Annotated in this window: 13 protein-coding genes; all 13 read left to right on the forward strand. The window is 63.0% G+C overall.

Annotation, left to right across the window (positions count from 1 at the left end; translation table 11 throughout):
• Window positions 1–3 precede the first annotated feature (3 nt).
• Window positions 4–522, forward strand: coding sequence for a shikimate kinase AroK (gene aroK, locus UCMB321_RS02740; protein ID WP_040063672.1), 519 nt, complete (start codon window positions 4–6; stop codon window positions 520–522).
• Between the two features lie 149 nt (window positions 523–671).
• The gene (aroB, locus tag UCMB321_RS02745) at window positions 672–1,772 is read left to right on the forward strand and encodes a 3-dehydroquinate synthase (protein WP_040063673.1); all 1,101 of its coding nucleotides are present in this window, start codon (window positions 672–674) and stop codon (window positions 1,770–1,772) included.
• 10 nt (window positions 1,773–1,782) lie between these two features.
• Complete coding sequence (locus tag UCMB321_RS02750) at window positions 1,783–3,402, forward strand: AAA family ATPase (RefSeq protein ID WP_040063674.1); 1,620 nt, start codon at window positions 1,783–1,785, stop codon at window positions 3,400–3,402.
• A 350-nt stretch (window positions 3,403–3,752) separates the two neighbouring features.
• Window positions 3,753–8,201, forward strand: a complete 4,449-nt coding sequence (gene gltB / locus UCMB321_RS02755) for a glutamate synthase large subunit (RefSeq protein WP_040063675.1) — start codon at window positions 3,753–3,755, stop codon at window positions 8,199–8,201.
• A gap of 31 nt (window positions 8,202–8,232) precedes the next feature.
• A complete protein-coding gene (locus UCMB321_RS02760; RefSeq protein WP_040063676.1) occupies window positions 8,233–9,651 on the forward strand; it encodes an FAD-dependent oxidoreductase in 1,419 nt (472 codons plus the stop codon).
• A 237-nt stretch (window positions 9,652–9,888) separates the two neighbouring features.
• A complete protein-coding gene (gene hemE / locus UCMB321_RS02765; RefSeq protein WP_040063677.1) occupies window positions 9,889–10,956 on the forward strand; it encodes a uroporphyrinogen decarboxylase in 1,068 nt (355 codons plus the stop codon).
• A gap of 636 nt (window positions 10,957–11,592) precedes the next feature.
• Entirely contained in the window at window positions 11,593–13,050 is a 1,458-nt protein-coding gene (gene gbpA, locus UCMB321_RS02770; protein WP_040063678.1) for an N-acetylglucosamine-binding protein GbpA, read from the forward strand.
• Window positions 13,051–13,148: 98 nt separating this feature from the next.
• The gene (locus tag UCMB321_RS02775) at window positions 13,149–13,643 is read left to right on the forward strand and encodes a cytochrome b (protein ID WP_040063679.1); all 495 of its coding nucleotides are present in this window, start codon (window positions 13,149–13,151) and stop codon (window positions 13,641–13,643) included.
• On the forward strand, window positions 13,640–14,179 hold the full coding sequence (locus UCMB321_RS02780) for a type II secretion system protein N (RefSeq protein WP_245220704.1): 540 nt from the start codon (window positions 13,640–13,642) through the stop codon (window positions 14,177–14,179). The genes UCMB321_RS02775 and UCMB321_RS02780 overlap by 4 nt, the downstream gene beginning before the upstream one ends.
• On the forward strand, window positions 14,180–16,090 hold the full coding sequence (gene gspD / locus UCMB321_RS02785; RefSeq protein WP_040063682.1) for a type II secretion system secretin GspD: 1,911 nt from the start codon (window positions 14,180–14,182) through the stop codon (window positions 16,088–16,090). It begins immediately after the preceding gene.
• Window positions 16,087–17,550, forward strand: coding sequence for a type II secretion system ATPase GspE (gene gspE / locus UCMB321_RS02790; RefSeq protein ID WP_040063683.1), 1,464 nt, complete (start codon window positions 16,087–16,089; stop codon window positions 17,548–17,550). Before gspD ends, gspE begins: the two co-directional genes overlap by 4 nt.
• 2 nt (window positions 17,551–17,552) lie before the next feature.
• The gene (gene gspF, locus UCMB321_RS02795; protein ID WP_040063685.1) at window positions 17,553–18,764 is read left to right on the forward strand and encodes a type II secretion system inner membrane protein GspF; all 1,212 of its coding nucleotides are present in this window, start codon (window positions 17,553–17,555) and stop codon (window positions 18,762–18,764) included.
• 4 nt (window positions 18,765–18,768) lie between these two features.
• The gene (gspG, locus tag UCMB321_RS02800) at window positions 18,769–19,209 is read left to right on the forward strand and encodes a type II secretion system major pseudopilin GspG (protein ID WP_040063689.1); all 441 of its coding nucleotides are present in this window, start codon (window positions 18,769–18,771) and stop codon (window positions 19,207–19,209) included.
• The last annotated feature ends 3 nt before the right edge of the window (window positions 19,210–19,212 follow it).

Consider the following 19,212-nt stretch of genomic DNA (forward strand, 5'->3'; position numbering starts at 1 on the left):
TCTGTGCGAAATTTGATTCTTGTAGGGCCTATGGGGGCTGGAAAGAGCACCATAGGCCGTTTGCTGGCCAAAGAGCTGCGCCTGCCTTTCAAAGATTCCGACAAGGAAATTGAACTGCGTACCGGCGCGAATATCCCGTGGATCTTCGACAAGGAAGGCGAGCCGGGGTTTCGCGACCGCGAACAGGCGATGATTGCCGAGCTGTGCGCGTCTGACGGCGTGGTGCTGGCCACCGGCGGCGGCGCGGTCATGCGCGACGAAAACCGCCAGGCCCTGCACGCCGGTGGCCGGGTGGTCTACCTGCACGCTTCGGTGGAGCAGCAGGTGGGGCGCACGGCGCGTGATCGCAACCGGCCGTTGCTGCGTACCGCCGACCCGGCCAAGACCCTGCGTGACCTGCTGGCGATCCGTGATCCGCTGTATCGGGAAATCGCCGATCTGGTGATAGAAACCGATGAGCGACCGCCGCGTATGGTGGTGCTGGACATCCTTGAACGCTTGCAGCAGCTGCCTCCCCGTTAAAGCGTGGGAGGAAATGCGCTATTCTCGACCACCGCCATGCTCGGGGTCGTTCATGGCTCAAAGCCATCGGGCCGCGTCCACACCAGACGCCGCCGACAATCGTTAATCCTGAGACTGGACGGGCGCGTCCATCTTCACTGTGGGGACACATGCAGACACTTAAGGTCGATCTTGGCGAGCGTAGCTACCCGATTCACATTGGCGAAGGGCTGCTGGACCAGCCCGGGCTGCTGACGCCGCACATTGCCGGTCGGCAGGTTGCCATTATCTCCAATGCAACCGTCGCTCCGCTCTACCTCGAGCGCCTGACCCGCAGCCTTTCGGCCTATTCCGTGATCTCGGTGGTGTTGCCCGACGGCGAGGCCTTCAAGACCTGGGAGACCCTGCAACTGATTTTCGACGGCCTGCTGACGGCCCGCCATGACCGCCGCACCACCGTGATCGCCCTGGGCGGCGGGGTGATCGGCGACATGGCCGGCTTTGCGGCGGCCTGCTACCAGCGCGGCGTGGACTTCATCCAGGTGCCGACCACCCTGTTGTCCCAGGTCGACTCGTCGGTGGGCGGCAAGACCGGGATCAACCACCCGCTGGGCAAGAACATGATCGGCGCCTTCTACCAGCCCAATGTGGTGCTGATCGATACCACGACCCTGAACACGCTGCCGGCCCGTGAGCTGTCGGCGGGCCTGGCGGAAGTGATCAAGTACGGCCTGATCTGCGACGAACCCTTCCTGACCTGGCTCGAAGCCCATGTCGACCAGTTGCGCGCCCTGGACCAGGGCGCCCTGACCGTCGCCATCGAGCGCTCCTGCGCGGCCAAGGCCGCCGTGGTCGGTGCCGATGAGCGCGAGTCCGGCGTGCGGGCCACGCTCAACCTCGGGCACACCTTTGGCCACGCCATCGAAACCCACATGGGCTATGGTGTCTGGCTGCACGGCGAAGCCGTGGCGGCGGGAACCGTGATGGCGCTGGAAATGTCCACGCGCCTGGGCTGGATCAGTGCCCAGGAGCGTGATCGCGGTATTCGTCTGTTCCAGCGTGCCGGCTTGCCGGTCATTCCGCCGGAGGAAATGACCGAGGCCGATTTTCTCGAACATATGGCAATTGACAAGAAAGTGATCGACGGTCGCCTGCGCCTGGTGCTGTTGCGCCGAATGGGCGAAGCCGTGGTGACCGACGATTATCCGAAAGAAGTTCTACAGGCCACGCTGGGGGCGGACTACCGCGCTCTGGCTCAGCTTAAAGGTTGATAGGATTCCGATGACCAGTTTGCATGCCGACGAGGCTTTCCTCGGCCATTACCAGTTAAGTCACGACCCTTTCGCTCCCCGGGTGCCTGGCTTCAAGTTCTTCCCCGCCCAGCGCAAGCCGGTGCTCGGGCAATTGCACCACCTGGCCCGTTACAGCCAGTTGCTGCTGGTGGTCACCGGCCCGCAGGGCAGTGGCAAGACGCTGCTGCGCCAGGCGCTGGTGGCGAGCACCAACAAGCAGTCGGTGCAAAGCGTGGTGGTCTCCGCGCGCGGCGCCGGCGATGCGGCGGGTGTGCTGCGGCAGATCGCCCAGGCGCTGAATGTCGCCCAGGCCGATATCCGCGAGATCCTCAACCAGGTGGTGCAACTGGCGCTGACCGGCCAGGAGGTCTACCTGCTGGTGGACGATGCCGAGTCGCTCGACGACTCCGCCATCGAGGCCCTGCTGGCCCTGGCGGCCGGCGCGCCGGAAGGTCGTCCCCATGTGTTCCTGTTCGGCGAATCGTCGCTGATCGCGGCGCTGGAGCAGCATGGCGCGGAGGAAGAACGCTTCCACGTGATCGAACTGCAGCCCTACACCGAAGAAGAAACACGTGAATACCTGGCGCAGCGTCTTGATGGCGCAGGTCAGGGAATCGAACTTTTTTCCGCTGAGCAGATCACTGAGATTCACGAAGGCGCCGAGGGTTGGCCTGGCAACATCAACCAGGTCGCCCGTGACGCCATGATCGAAGCCATGATCGCCAGCCGCTCCGCGGTGAAGCGTCCAAGTATGGGGTTCAAGATGCCTAAGAAGCAGGTATTGGCGTTGTCCGCCGTGGTAGTGGTCGCCGTCGCCGCGGCCTGGGTGATTCCGGGGCGCAACAAGGCGCCGTCGACTGCCGGCACAACCGCCAGCGAGCAGGCGCAATTGCCATTGGGGCAGGCACCGAAGCCGAACGCCTCGGGTAACCCGACGGTGGAATTCGCCGGTAATTCGCAACCGATGCCGCTACCGTTGGTCGGTCAGTCGCAGCCGGTGATGCGCGGTCCGTTGGCCGAAGCGGCTGGCGGCAGTGGCGGTCTCGAAGGCGATGATGACGTTGCGCCGCCGGTTGACGGTGGTCCGGCCAAGCCACCGACCGTCACCACCATTGCGCCGCCTGTCGGCGTGCCAGCGGGCCCTACACCGACCCCGACGCCGACTCCGGTGCCCAAGCCGGCCCCCGCCCCGGTGGCCGCTGCCAAACCGGCCCAGACTCCGGTTCCGGTGCCCAAGCCGGTCGCCAAGGCGCCGGAGAAGGTCGTCGAGAAGGCCGTTGAGAAACCGGCGGCACCGGCCAAGGCCGTCGCGACCGCGACCGGTCACAGCTGGTACAGCGGCCAGGCGCCGGGTAACTACGTGGTGCAGATCCTCGGCACCAGCTCCGAGACCACCGCGCAGAATTTCGTCAAGGAGCAGGGCGGCGAGTACCGTTACTTCAAGAAAGTGCTCAACGGCAAGCCGCTCTACGTGATCACCTACGGCAGCTTCTCCAACCGCGATGCCGCCATCAACGCCATCAAGGCCTTGCCAGCGAAGGTTCAGGCTGGTAAACCTTGGCCTCGTACTGTCGCCAGCGTCCAACAGGACCTCGCTACAACTCGCTGAAGAATCGGCGGCCTTATCCAGGCCGCCCTCCCGGCACCTCAAAATTTCCGCAACGGCATGCTGCTTCCAAAGCCGCGTGCCTTGTGGTGTCTGCGTTAGAGTGGTTTTGAGTCGTCACGGTCAAAATTCAAAAATATTTTGACTAGCACGAGATATCGCTTTAAACCTTTCATAAATGCGACATGAATTTTCGACATTTCGTCGTTAAATTTGTGGGGCGTCTATGTCGGTGTGTACAATGACCTCCCTTTTGCCCCTGCAAAGCCGGCGTACGTTCGGCGTGGATGGTAAGTGGTTGAATTGAAAAGAAATTTGCCTCGTTAAAGAGGCAGCCTGGTGAGAAAGTGTCTATGAAAGCAGGTCTGTACCAACCAGATGAATTCAAGGATAACTGTGGTTTCGGCCTGATTGCCCATATGCAGGGCGAGCCCAGTCATCACCTGTTGCAGACGGCCATTGAGGCCCTGACCTGCATGACCCACCGCGGTGGGATCAACGCCGACGGCAAGACCGGCGACGGTTGCGGTCTTCTGATCCAGAAGCCGGACCAGTTCCTGCGTACTGTCGCCAAAGCGACATTCGGTAGCGATCTGCCCAAGCAATATGCGGTGGGCATGGTGTTCTTCAACCAGGACCCGGTCAAAGCCGAAGCCGCCCGCGAACACATGAATCGCGAAATCCTCGCGGCCGGCCTGCAACTGGTGGGCTGGCGCAAGGTGCCGATCGATACCAGCGTCCTCGGCCGCCTGGCCCTGGAGCGCCTGCCGCAGATCGAGCAGGTGTTCATCGGCGGCGAAGGCCTGAGTGACCAGGCCTTCGCCATCAAGCTGTTCAGTGCCCGTCGTCGCTCGTCGGTGGCCAACGCCGCCGACACCGATCACTACATCTGCAGCTTTTCCCACAAGACCATCATCTACAAAGGCCTGATGATGCCGGCGGACCTGACCGCCTTCTATCCGGACCTCAGCGACCCGAGCCTGAAAACCGCGATCTGCGTGTTCCACCAGCGCTTCTCCACCAACACCCTGCCGAAATGGCCGTTGGCGCAACCGTTCCGCTTCCTGGCGCACAACGGCGAGATCAACACCATCACCGGCAACCGCAACTGGGCCCAGGCCCGGCGCACCAAGTTCGCCAACGACCTGATCCCCGATCTCGACGAGTTGGGCCCGCTGGTCAACCGTGTCGGTTCCGACTCCTCGAGCATGGACAACATGCTCGAGCTGATGGTGACCGGCGGCATCGACCTGTTCCGTGGCGTGCGCATGCTGATTCCGCCGGCATGGCAGAACGTCGACACCATGGACGCCGACCTGCGCGCGTTCTACGAATACAACTCCATGCACATGGAGCCGTGGGACGGCCCGGCGGGCGTGGTGATGACCGAAGGTCGCCACGCGGTCTGCCTGCTCGACCGCAACGGCCTGCGTCCGGCCCGTTGGGTGACCACCAAGAACGGCTATATCACCCTGGCGTCGGAAATCGGCGTGTGGAACTACCAGCCGGAAGATGTCATCGCCAAGGGCCGGGTCGGTCCTGGGCAGATCTTTGCCGTGGACACCGAAACCGGCCAGATCCTCGACACCGATGCCATCGACAACCGCCTGAAGTCGCGTCACCCGTACAAGCAGTGGCTGCGCAAGAACGCCTTGCGCATCCAGGCGACCATGGAAGACAACGACCACGGTTCGTCGTTCTACAACGTCGAGCAACTCAAGCAGTACATGAAGATGTACCAGGTCACGTTCGAGGAGCGCGACCAGGTGCTGCGCCCATTGGGCGAGCAGGGCTACGAGGCGGTCGGCTCCATGGGCGACGACACGCCGATGGCGGTCCTGTCCCAGCGCGTGCGCACCCCGTACGACTATTTCCGCCAGCAGTTCGCCCAGGTGACCAACCCACCGATCGACCCGCTGCGTGAAGCCATCGTCATGTCGCTGGAGATCTGCCTCGGTGCCGAGCGCAACATCTTCGAAGAGTCGCCGGAGCACGCCTCGCGGGTGATCCTCAGCTCGCCGGTGATTTCCCCGGCCAAGTGGCGCTCGCTGATGAACCTCGAGCGTCCGGGCTTCGCCCGCCAGGTCATCGACCTGAACTATGACGAGAGCGTCGGGCTGGAAGCTGCGGTGCGCAACATCGCCGACCAGGCCGAGGAAGCCGCGCGTGCCGGACGGACCCAGATCGTCCTCAGCGACCGCCATATCGCCCCGGGCAAACTGCCGGTGCACGCGTCCCTGGCGACCGGTGCGGTGCATCACCGCCTGACCGAGAAAGGCCTGCGCTGCGACAGCAACATCCTGGTGGAAACCGCGACCGCTCGCGACCCGCACCACTTTGCCGTACTGATCGGTTTCGGTGCGTCGGCGGTCTATCCGTTCCTGGTCTATGAAGTGCTGGGCGACCTGATCCGTACCGGCGAAGTGCTGGGCGATCTGTACGAAGTCTTCAAGAACTACCGCAAGGGCATCACCAAGGGCCTGCTGAAGATCCTCTCGAAAATGGGGATTTCCACCATCGCCTCCTATCGCGGTGCGCAACTGTTCGAAGCCATCGGCCTGTCCGAGGAAGTGGTCAACCTGAGCTTCCGCGGCGTGCCGAGCCGGATCAAAGGTGCGCGTTTCGTCGACCTCGAAGCCGAACAGAAACTGCTGGCGACCGAAGCCTGGAGCGCGCGCAAGCCGATCCAGCAGGGCGGCCTGCTGAAGTTCGTCTACGGTGGCGAATACCACGCCTACAACCCGGATGTGGTCAACACCCTGCAAGCCGCCGTGCAGCAGGGCGACTACGCCAAGTTCAAGGAATACACCGCGCTGGTGGACAACCGTCCGGTGTCGATGATCCGCGACCTGTTCCAGGTGAAAACCCTGGATACGCCGCTGGCGATCAGCGAAATCGAACCGCTGGAGTCGATCCTCAAGCGCTTCGACTCGGCGGGTATCTCCCTTGGTGCCTTGTCGCCGGAAGCCCACGAAGCCCTGGCCGAAGCCATGAACCGCCTGGGCGCGCGTTCCAACTCCGGCGAAGGCGGTGAAGACCCGGCTCGCTACGGCACCATCAAGAGCTCGAAAATCAAGCAGGTGGCCACCGGCCGTTTCGGCGTGACCCCGGAATACCTGGTCAACGCCGAAGTGCTGCAGATCAAGGTGGCCCAGGGCGCCAAGCCCGGCGAGGGCGGCCAGTTGCCAGGCGGCAAGGTCAACGGCCTGATCGCCAAGCTGCGCTATGCGGTACCGGGCGTGACCCTGATCTCGCCACCGCCGCACCACGACATCTACTCCATCGAAGACTTGTCGCAACTGATCTTCGACCTGAAACAGGTCAACCCGCAGGCGCTGGTTTCGGTGAAGCTGGTGGCGGAAGCCGGGGTCGGCACCATCGCCGCTGGCGTGGCGAAAGCCTACGCCGACCTGATCACCATTTCTGGCTATGACGGCGGCACCGGTGCATCACCGCTGACCTCGATCAAGTACGCCGGTGCTCCGTGGGAACTCGGCCTGGCCGAAACCCACCAGACCCTGCGCGGCAACGACCTGCGCGGCAAGGTCCGGGTACAGACCGACGGCGGCCTGAAAACCGGCCTCGACGTGATCAAAGCGGCCATCCTCGGCGCCGAGAGCTTCGGCTTCGGCACCGCGCCGATGATCGCCCTGGGCTGCAAGTACCTGCGCATCTGCCACCTGAACAACTGCGCCACCGGCGTGGCGACCCAGAACGAGAAGCTGCGCAAGGATCACTACATCGGGACCGTCGACATGGTGGTGAACTTCTTCACCTACGTCGCCGAGGAAACCCGTGAGTGGCTGGCCAAGCTCGGCGTGCGCAGCCTCGAGGAACTGATCGGGCGTACCGACCTGCTGCAAGTCCTCGAAGGCGAAACCGCCAAGCAGAATCACCTGGACCTGACCCCGCTGCTGGGCAGCGATCATGTTCCGGCGGACAAGCCGCAGTTCTGCCAGGTCGACCGCAACCCGCCGTTCGACCAGGGCCTGCTGGCCGAGAAGATGGTCGAGATGGCCCGGCCGGCGATCAACGACCTCAGTGGCGCGGAGTTCGCCCTGGATATCTGCAACTGCGACCGCTCCATCGGCGCGCGGATCTCCGGTGAAATCGCCCGTGTCCACGGTAACCAGGGCATGGCGAAAGCGCCGATCACCTTCCGCTTCAAGGGCACCGCCGGCCAGAGCTTCGGCGTCTGGAACGCCGGTGGCCTGAACCTGTACCTGGAAGGCGATGCCAACGACTACGTGGGCAAGGGCATGACCGGCGGCAAGCTGGTCATCGTTCCGCCCAAGGGCAGCGCCTACAAGACCCAGGACAGTGCCATTATTGGCAACACCTGCCTGTACGGCGCCACCGGCGGCAAGCTGTTCGCCGCCGGCACCGCGGGCGAGCGTTTCGCCGTGCGTAACTCCGGCGCCCACACCGTGGTGGAAGGCACCGGCGATCACTGCTGCGAGTACATGACCGGCGGTTTCGTCTGTGTACTGGGCAAGACCGGGTACAACTTCGGTTCGGGCATGACCGGCGGTTTCGCCTACGTGCTGGACCAGGACAATACCTTTGTCGACAAGGTGAACCACGAGTTGGTGGAGATCCAGCGGATCAGCGGCGAAGCGATGGAAGCCTACCGCAGCCACCTGCAACGCGTGCTGGACGAGTACGTCGAGGAGACCGACAGTGAGTGGGGTCGTAACCTCGCCGAGAACCTGGACGACTATCTGCGTCGGTTCTGGTTGGTCAAGCCCAAGGCGGCCAGCTTGAAATCGTTGCTTTCCAGCACCCGTGCCAACCCGCAGTGATGCGCCTGAAGAGTTTGATGAGGTTTTTGTAATGGCTGAACGTCTGAGTAACGACTTCCAGTTCATCGATGTCGGGCGCAAGGATCCGAAGAAGAAACTGTTGCGTCAGCGCAAGAAAGAGTTCGTGGAGATCTACGAACCCTTCAAACCCCAGCAGTCGGCCGACCAGGCCCACCGCTGCCTGGGTTGCGGTAACCCGTACTGCGAATGGAAGTGCCCGGTCCACAACTTCATCCCCAACTGGCTGAAGCTGGTGGCCGAGGGCAATATCCTCGCCGCCGCCGAGTTGTCCCACCAGACCAACACCCTGCCGGAAGTCTGCGGCCGGGTGTGCCCGCAGGACCGCCTGTGCGAGGGTGCCTGCACCCTCAACGACGGTTTCGGCGCGGTGACCATCGGTTCGGTGGAGAAGTACATCACCGACACCGCGTTCGCCATGGGCTGGCGTCCGGACATGTCCAAGGTCAAGCCGACCGGCAAGCGCGTCGCGATCATCGGCGCGGGCCCGGCGGGCCTGGGCTGTGCCGACGTGCTGGTGCGCGGCGGGGTGACCCCGGTGGTGTTCGACAAGAACCCGGAAATCGGCGGCCTGCTGACCTTCGGTATCCCCGAGTTCAAGCTGGAAAAGACCGTGCTGAGCAACCGTCGCGAAGTCTTCGGCGGCATGGGCATCGAGTTCCGCCTCAACACCGAGGTGGGCAAGGACGTGAGCATGGAGCAGCTGCTCGCCGAATACGATGCCGTGTTTATGGGCATGGGCACCTACACCTACATGAAGGGCGGCTTTGCCGGCGAGGACCTGCCGGGGGTGTATGACGCCCTGGATTTCCTGATCGCCAACGTCAACCGCAACCTGGGCTTTGAAAAGTCGCCGGAAGATTTCGTCGACATGAAGGGCAAGAAGGTCGTGGTACTCGGTGGCGGCGACACGGCGATGGACTGCAACCGCACTTCGATCCGCCAGGGCGCCAAGTCGGTGACCTGTGCCTATCGGCGTGACGAGGCGAACATGCCCGGCTCGCGCAAAGAGGTGAAGAACGCCAAGGAAGAGGGCGTGAAATTCCTCTACAACCGCCAGCCGATCGCGATTGTCGGTGAAGACAAGGTCGAAGGCGTGAAGGTGGTCGAGACCCGTCTCGGCGAGCCGGATGCCCGCGGCCGTCGCAGCCCCGAGCCGATCCCGGGCTCCGAGGAGATCATCCCGGCCGACGCCGTGGTCATCGCCTTCGGTTTCCGCCCGAGTCCGGCGCCGTGGTTCGAGCAGTTCAGCATCCAGACCGACAGCCAGGGCCGTGTGGTGGCTCCGGAGCAGGGCCAGTTCAAGCACCAGACCAGCAATCCGAAGATTTTTGCCGGTGGCGACATGGTGCGCGGTTCCGACCTGGTGGTGACGGCGATCTTCGAGGGGCGCAATGCCGCCGAGGGGATCCTGGATTACCTCGGTCTCTGATCCATGCCTGATCCTGTGTAGGAGCGAGCTTGCTCGCGATGGACGTCAACGATGACGCGGGGCACCTGATACCCCGCGGCGCCTGAGCCACCATCGCGAGCAAGCTCGCTCCTACAGGGCATGCGTATCGCCTGATACCCGCGACAAATTGACCCGATAGACAAAAGGCACGGCTCTCGCCGTGCCTTTTGCGTCGCGCTCTGAGAAAATGCCCGCACTTTTTTTCCGGATGCCGACATGACTGCCCTGAAGAACGACCGTTTCCTTCGCGCCCTGCTCAAGCAACCCGTAGACGTCACTCCCGTGTGGATGATGCGTCAGGCCGGCCGCTACCTGCCGGAATACCGCGCCAGTCGCGCCAAGGCCGGCGACTTCATGAGCCTGTGCATGAACCCGTCGTTCGCCTGCGAAGTCACCCTGCAGCCGCTGGACCGCTACCCGGGCCTCGACGCCGCGATCCTGTTCTCCGACATCCTGACCATCCCCGATGCCATGGGCCAGGGCCTGTATTTCGAAACGGGCGAAGGTCCGCGCTTCAAGAAAGTCATCAGCACCCTGGCCGATATCGAGGCCCTGCCGATCCCCGATCCGCAGAAGGACCTGGGCTATGTCATGGACGCGGTCAGCACCATTCGCCGCGAACTCAATGGCCGCGTGCCCTTGATCGGCTTCTCCGGCAGCCCCTGGACCCTGGCCACCTACATGGTCGAGGGCGGCTCGTCGAAAGATTTCCGCAAGACCAAGGCCATGCTCTACGACAATCCCCAGGCCCTGCACCTGTTGCTGGACAAGCTGGCGCAGTCGGTCACGTCCTACCTCAACGGTCAGATCCGCGCCGGTGCCCAGGCCGTGCAGATCTTCGACACCTGGGGCGGCAACCTGTCGGCGGCGGCCTACCAGGAATTTTCCCTGGCCTATATGCGCAAGATCGTCAGCGGCCTGATCCGCGAGCACGAAGGGCGCAAGGTCCCGGTGATCCTGTTCACCAAGAACGGTGGCCTGTGGCTGGAAAGCATCGCCGAAGCCGGGGCCGACGCCCTGGGCCTGGACTGGACCTGCGACCTGGGCGAGGCCCGTCGTCGTGTCGGCAACCGGGTCGCCTTGCAAGGCAACATGGACCCCACCGTGCTCTATGCCAAGCCCGAGGCCATCCGGGCTGAAGTGGCGCGGATTCTCGCCAGCTACGGTGAAGGTTCCGGCCACGTGTTCAACCTCGGCCACGGCATCACGCCGGAAGTCGACCCGGAACATGCCGGTGCGTTTATCAACGCCGTGCACGAGTTTTCCGCGCAGTACCATCGCTGATTCCTCTCCCGCGTCCTCAATGACCCCGCCTCGGCGGGGTTTTTGCGTTTAGCCCTGCGCGTTTTTCCTTTTCCTGATGCTACTGGCTCATGGGGCGCGACATATTCGGTTCGCCGTCCGGATAACCGCCGGGTTATAGACCCGTCCGTAAAGCCTTCCTCTATGGAATGTCGGAGTATTCTTTTTCTGAACGTTAATACGGAGACATTTGTTCGAGGTCTTTAGAGATTGTTATGTTTGGTTACAAACTTATAGGAAAAATCCGGGTGCTTGCCTGAATGAATGAAGTGCAGAGCAGTCGCGCGTCTTCACAAGATTTTTCCTACATATAAAAAAATACAAGTTCGTACAATGAGTGCTCTGAAGTTAAAAGTCGTGGGAGTGGGCACTCGGCCCCTCCATTTCTGATTGTTGATACTCCTTGGAAATAACCTTGGATAGGTGCGGGCCTTTGTTCTAAGGGACGGGTGCCCTTTTGAAAAAAATTGATAGGGCGCGGAACTTTCACGGTTGATCTCTGTGGTCAGGATGGCTGCGTAGATCGATTGAACACCGATGGAAGCAGTAAAGGGGGCAGTTCATCTTGGAGGGATGGCTTGCAACCCAATAAATAGGATAAGTCTGGAGTTGAATCGAATGAAAAGAAAGATGTCGGCACTCGGCAAGGCGTCGGGGTGTGTCTCTTCCCTGGCGGTGATCGCGACCTTGGTCGCCTCGCAGCAGGTTGCCGCGCACGGTTACCTGAACGATCCACCGTCCCGGGCTTTTGCTTGCCAGAAGGGCTTGAACAAGGATTGCGGTCAAGCGCAGTACGAGCCACAAAGCGTCGGTGAAACCGCCAAGGGCTTCCCGGCTACCGGAGTGGCCGATGGCAAGATTGCCAGTGGTGGGATAGCCCTGTTCGCGCCCATGGATGTCCAGTCGGCGAGCCGCTGGTACAAGACCGAAATCACCGACCGTACGATCAACTTTGACTGGTACTACAGGGCCACTCATCCGGCGAGCAAGTATGAGTACTTCATCACCAGGAACGGTTGGAACTCCAACCAGCCTCTGACACGCGCTTCGTTCGACCTGACTCCGTTCTGCTTCGTGGACGCCGGCGGCCGGCTGCCCACCGACCAGCCCCAAGGCAGCGACGGCCCTGCCCGAGAGAAGCACCCGTGCGAGATTCCTGCCGACAAGAGCGGGCATCACGTGATCCTCGGCATGTGGACTGTGGCTGACACCGGCGGTGCCTTCCACAACGTGGTCGACGTGAATATCGTCGCCGAGGAACAGGCACCGGATGGCTGGAAAACCGTCGGTAACATCACCCCGACCCAGACCCTGCTGGCCGGTGACAAGGTCAAGGCCCGGGCCATGACCGCCGAGGGTGAAAGCTCCAGCTACAGCGCTGAAATCACCATCGCCGACAACGAGGAAGGCAAGCCGGAGAACTGGTCGTTCAAGCTGGCCGAGCACATCAACCAGGGCCAGACGCTGGTGCGCGCCGGTGTTCGTGGCGAAGACGGGGCGATCGAGCCGGTCAAGGGCGTGAACAACCTGTTCGCCAAGGCTGAAAGCGGTGTGAATCGTTATGAGCTCGATGTGCTGATGCAGGAAGACGCCGATGCCAGCATGAGGATCTCCGCCATCGCTACCAATCTCGAACTCAAGGAAGGACGGTTGGCGATGCCTTTCCCGGTGCTCACGAACCGGAAAATGAACGTCGAGGCCACGGTCTTCGATGCGGCCAACAAGCCGGTAGGCGTTATGACGCAGTTGGTGGAGGCCGGTAGCACCTGGCTGAACGTGGACGTGCGCAGCGAGCCGGGTACCCATGAACTCAAGCTGGTCGGCGTGACTGAAGACGGCCGCACCACCCGTCAGGACCTGGCGTCCGTGGAACTCGGCGGTGAGGGTGGCAGCCAGGATTACGACTTCGTCTATCCGGAAGGTATTGCCAGCTACCAGGCCGGCACCACGGTCCTGTCCAACGGTAACGTCTACGAATGCAAGCCGTTCCCCGCAGAAGGCTGGTGCAAGATCAACAGCCACCACTATGTGCCCGGTGTCGGCCCGAACTGGTCGGATGCCTGGATCGCTAAGTAACAACCCGTGACAAGCGCCGGACTGCTGGGCAGTCCGGCGTATTCTGTTTATTGGCTATTTTTTGTGGTTGTTATTGCCGGATTTTAGGTGAGCACCAATTGTTTTACTCTAAAGCACAAATTTTTCTTCACTGGTTATCCGCCGCCATTATTTTATGGGCGTTGATCAGTGGCTTTTATGTTGCTGTATTTGACACCTCCTTGGTGCTCAAGGAATCCGTCGATTTTTTTAATGTTTCGATCACGGCAGCATTTATTCCATTTTTTGTGGTCAGGGTTTTTCTTTCTTTTTTTCGGGGAAAGCAGACTGACCGAACGCTCGCGCAGTGGACGGCTTTTTGGGTGCATAAAGTTATTTATCTGGTGACCGGTGTCGTGTTGGCAACCGGCGTCATGATGATGGATCGGGCCATCAATCTATTTGACCTGCTCTTGATACCCGCCCCCATTGAAAGTGCCGGACTCGTCGCTGTTTTCAAAAAAATCCATGATGTTTCCTGCGTTGTTCTGGCGGTCTTGGTGGTTTTGCATATTGGCGCGGTTATCCGTCATGAAGTTTCCGGTCATCGAATACTCAGGCGGATGCTGTGGTGAGTGCGCGAGCCCTCACGGGCCGAATGGGCATCCTGGGCCTGGCGTTATGTGCATTGCCGCTGGGTTATGCCGCGCTGTCGCTGTGGGGCGAGCGGGGCTTCCGTCAGGCATTGCCGACGTTACCCACGGTGCAGGCCAATAGCCGATCCGCGCCTGCCGAACGTGCGCCGCTCAATCATGCCGCCGTTGCCACGGTGATGGGGCTGGTAGCCCAGGGCGCCCTGGCCCGCAGCGCCGAACCCTTGAAGCTACAGGCCAGCTTTGTCTCCAGCGTGGGCGACTCCCGTGCACTGCTGGCGGGGGCTGACGGCCAACGGATCTACCGGGTGGGGGAAAGCCTGCCGGGTGGCAGTGTCCTGCGGCGGATCGAGATCGGCCGGGTGTTGCTCTGGCGCAATGGTCGCGAGGAGCTGTTGGCGCTGGAACCGCCGGGCCGTACCACCTTGCAGGCGATCAAGGGCAGCGCTCCTGGCGCCGTAGCCCCAGCCTCTTCCCTTTATCTTCGACCGACCGCCACGAAGCGTCAGAGTGAGTAAATGAACAGATCCTTCGTCCCCGGCCGGCACTGCCTGAGGCTCTTGAGCCTGATCGCCACCTTGTTACTGCCCTCGGGTGTACTGGCCGATGAGCCGCAATGGCAACTGGCGATGAACGATGCCGAGTTGCGTGATGTGGTGCGGGAAATGTCCTCGATTCTTGGCACCACGGTGGTGCTCGACCCCAGGGTGCAGGGGCGGATTACCGTTCTCTCCGAACAGGCCCTGGACCGCGAGGGGGTGCGCCGACTGTTCTATTCGGTGCTCGACGCCCACAACTTCACGGTGATCGACGAAGGCGACCGCATTCTCATCGCGCCCGTGGCCGATGCCCGCACCCGCGCCAGTAGCGCCGACAGTAGCAGTGCCCAGACCGGCCAGTTCGTCACGGAGGTGGTGGCGCTCGGCAGCAGCGTCGCGGCCGATATCGCCGGGCTGGTGCGGCCGCTGGTCTCGGTCAACGGTTATGTCGGCCCGTCGGCCTCGGCCAATGCCCTGGTCATCACCGATAGTGCGGCGAATGTCCGACGGATCGCAAAGATCGTCCGGCAACTGGACCTGGGGCAGAAGAATGCCCATGACGTCATCCAGTTGCGCCACGGGCTGGCGAACGAGTTGGCGCGGATGATGGAGCAATCCCTGGGCCGGCAAGGCGCCGAATCGGGGAGTCAGGTCATTGCCGATTCGCGCAACAACCGCCTGGTGATCATCGGTACCCAGGACGTGCGCAAGCGCCTGATGGACCTTGCCCGCTCCCTCGACACGCCGACGGCGGCGGTGACCGACAATGCCCGGGTGATCCGCCTGCGCCACAGCGATGCCAAGCAGTTGGCCGAGGTATTGGACGCCATGGGGCAGGGGCTCGGCCAGGAAGCCGGCGCTGCCGCCAGCCGCGACGCCGCTTCCGCCAAGGCCGTGGTCAAGGCCGACGAAAGTCAGAACGCGTTAGTGCTGATCGCCGAGCCAAGCCAGGTCCGCACCCTGGAAAACATCGTTCGGCAACTCGACCAGCCGCGTTCGCAGGTGTTGATCCATGCGGCGATTGTCGAGATTTCGGGGGATATCAACGAGGCCCTGGGTGTGCAGTGGGGTAGCACGTCCGGTAGTGTCCAGGGGGGCATCATCTTCGACGGGGCCGGTATTACCCTGCCGAAGTTCAACGGAACCGATGCCAAGCTGCCCGATGGTGCCGTATTGCGCGTCGGTAGTGATCGTTTCGGCATGCTGGTGTCCGCCTTGGCGAGCAACACCCACAACAACGTGCTGTCCACGCCCAGCCTGCTGACCCTGGACAACCAGGAGGCGGAGATCCTGGTGGGGCAGAACGTGCCGTTCCAGAGCGGTTCCTACCAGACGTCCGGCACGGGTAACGACAAGCCCTTCACCACGGTCACGCGCCATGATATCGGGATCAAGCTGAAGATCCGTCCGCATATCAACGAGGGGTCGACCCTGCGTCTGCAGGTCGAGCAGGAAAACTCCGAGCTGACCAAGAGTGCGGAGATTACCAATGACCTGATCACCAACAAGCGCGCCCTGAAGAGCACGATCCTGGCCGACGACGGCGAGATCATCGTGATCGGCGGGCTGATCAAGGACAGCGTCCGTACCCAGGAAAGCGGTGTACCGCTGCTGCGCGACATCCCGTACCTGGGGGCCTTGTTCCGCTGGAACAGCGAGAAACACGAAAAAACCAACCTGATGGTGTTCCTGCGTCCGACCATCGTTCGGTCCAAGGAGGATATCTCCGCGGTCAGCGAGAACCGCTACAACGCCCTGCGCCAGCTCAGCCAGCCCGCCGCCGGGAAGAGCAACTCACTGCTGTTGCCGCGCGAGGCCCGGGAGTTGTTCGATGGTCATGACAGCGAGCCGGCGATAGACCTGCGACGGCAGAAGGCCGGGGCCCCATGAAGCCGCGCCTGCCATTCGGGTTTGCCCGCCGCCATGGGGTCTTGCTGGAGCAGCAAGGCGAGGGGGCGTGCCTGTCGATCCGCGCCGACACGCCGTTGAGCGCCGTGTCCGAGGCCCGCCGTCTGATCGCTGGCGAACTGCCGTTGCAACTGCTCGACGAGTCGGTATTCGCCGCTCGCCTCGCCGCCGCCTACAGCGACGGCCATAGCGCGGCGCAGCAGGTGGCCCAGGGGCTGGACGACGAACTCGACCTGATGAGCCTGGCCGAGCAACTGCCGCAGACCGCCGACCTGCTGGAGCAGGAAGGCGACGCGCCGATCATTCGCCTGATCAACGCGTTGCTCGGCGAGGCCGTGCGCGAGAAGGCCTCGGATGTGCACCTGGAGACCTTCGAGCACAGCCTGTCGGTGCGCATGCGTATCGACGGCCAATTGCGTGAAGTGCTCAAGCCCCGCCGTGAGCTGGCGAACCTGCTGGTGTCGCGGATCAAGGTCATGGCCCGGTTGGACATCGCCGAGAAGCGTGTGCCCCAGGACGGCCGGATCGCCTTGCGGCTGGCCGGGCATGAGGTCGACGTGCGGGTTTCCACCTTGCCTTCGGCCCACGGCGAACGGGTGGTCCTGCGCCTGCTCGACAAGCAGGCCGGGCGCCTGGACCTGCAACGCCTGGGCATGCCGGCGGATACCCTGGTGCGCTTCCAGCGCATTCTCGGCAAACCCCACGGCATCTTCCTGGTCACCGGCCCCACCGGCTCGGGCAAGACCACCAGCCTGTACGCGGCACTGAGCAGCCTCAACGACCAGACCCGCAATATCCTCACCGTCGAAGATCCCATCGAGTACCACCTGCCGGGCATCGGCCAGACCCCGGTCAATCCCAAGGTCGAGATGACCTTTGCCCGGGGCTTGCGGGCGATCCTGCGCCAGGACCCGGACGTGGTCATGGTTGGTGAGATCCGCGACCGCGAAACCGCCGAGATCGCCGTGCAGGCGTCGCTGACCGGACACCTGGTGCTGTCGACCCTGCACACCAACAGCGCGGTGGGCGCGGTCACGCGGTTGCTGGACATGGGCGTGGATGCCTATCTGCTGGCGTCGTCCCTGGTCGGGGTGCTGGCCCAGCGCCTGGTGCGCACCCTGTGCGGCGAGTGCAAGAGTGCCTATGTGGCGGACACGGCCGCTTGCCTGCGCCTGGGGGTCGAGCCGAGCAAGCCGCCGAGGCTGTTCCGGGCTACGGGCTGCGAACACTGTCAGCAAGGTTATCGCGGTCGCATCGGGCTCTACGAACTGATCGGCATCACCCCGACGCTGGCGGAGCTTATCCACAACGGCGCCAGTGAGCCCGAACTGGTTCGTGAAGCCCGCATGGCATCGCGCAGCCTGTTCCAGGACGGCCAACGACTGGTCCTCGAAGGCAGCACCAGCCTCGACGAACTGTTGCGCGTCACCCAGGAGGACTGAGGATGCCGACTTTCGATTACCAGGCCCAGGATGCCAACGGTCGTCGCTGTCGCGGTCAGCAGGAGGCCGACAGCCCGCGTCACGCCCGCCAGTTGCTGCGTGAGCGCGGCCTGTTGCCCACACAGTTGAAAAGCGTCCGGGGGCAGCCGGGGACGAGCAACGGCAGCAACCGCTCCGCAGGCCTGAAGGCCAGTGAACTGGCCTTGCTGACACTGCAACTCTCGACCCTGATCCAGGCCGGCTTGCCGTTGGAAGAGGCCTTGCGGGCGGTGGCGGCGCAGAGCGATAAGCGTCGGGTCAGCAACCTGCTGGCGGCGGTGCGCAGCCGGGTCATGGAAGGTTACGACCTGGCGTCGGCGCTCGCGGGCTTTCCCAAGGCGTTCCCGGACATGTTCCGCGCAAGCATCGCCGCCGGCGAACGCTCCGGGCACCTGGGCCCGGTGCTCGAACAGCTTGCCGAGTACACCGAGGCTCGCCAGCAGGCCCGGCAGAAGATCCAGCTGGCGCTGGTCTACCCCTTGATCCTGTTGTTCGCCTCGCTGGCCATCGTTGGCGGCCTGCTCGGCTATGTGGTGCCGGATGTGGTGAAGGTCTTTGTCAACAACGGCCAGGCCTTGCCCCTGCTGACCCAGGGCCTGATCGCCGTGAGCGAGGCCCTGCAGCGTCATGGCTGGCTGCTGTTGCTCGGGCTGGCGGGGCTGGCCTTGCTCGTGCGTTGGGCGCTGGCCCGCCCCGCCGTGCGCTGGCGCTGGCATGTCTGGCTGCTGCAGGCGCCGCTGATCGGCGGGGTCCTCAAGGCGATGGAGGCCTCGCGTTTCGCCAGCACCCTGGCGCTGCTCGGCAAGAGCGCCGTGCCCCTGGTGGACGCCCTGGAAATCGCCGCGGCGGTGATCGGCAACCTGCCGATTCGCGCTCGCATGGGCGAGGTCGCGCGCTCGGTGCGCGAGGGCGGCACCCTGACCCGTGGTCTGGAGCGCAGCGGCGATATCCCACCGCTGATGCTGCACATGATCGCCAGCGGCGAACGTGCGGGCGAACTCGACAGCATGCTTGCCCGCGCCGCCGAGCAGCAGGAGAAAACCCTCGCGGCGCGTATCGCGCTGGTGGTGAGCCTGTTCGAGCCGGCGATGCTGGTGATCATGGGGGCCATCGTGTTGTTGATTGTCATGGCGATTCTGTTGCCGATTCTTAGCCTCAACCAACTGGTGAACTGATCTTATGAGAACCTTCGGAACACAGCGACAAGGTGGTTTCACCCTGATCGAAATCATGGTCGTGGTGGTGATCATCGGCGTGCTCGGCGCGATGGTGCTGCCGCAGTTCATGAGTCGTCCGGACCAGGCCAAGGTCACCGCCGCCCGCGCCGATATCAAGGCCATCGGCACCGCGCTGGAGATGTACCGGCTCGACAACTTCCAGTACCCCTCGACCCAGCAGGGGCTGGAGGCGCTGGTCAAGCGGCCGCTGGGCGTGCCGGAGCCGAGGAGCTGGAACCCCCAGGGCTACTTGAAAAGCCTGCCGGTCGATCCCTGGGGGACGGCTTACCAGTATCTGAGCCCGGGCACCCGCAGCAAGGGCTACGACCTGTACTCCTTTGGCGCCGACGGTGTGTCCGGCGGCGAAGACTTTGCCGCCGATATCGGCAACTGGAGCGATTGATCC

Origin of the sequence: Pseudomonas batumici (assembly GCF_000820515.1) — a bacterium.
Lineage (GTDB): Bacteria > Pseudomonadota > Gammaproteobacteria > Pseudomonadales > Pseudomonadaceae > Aquipseudomonas > Aquipseudomonas batumici.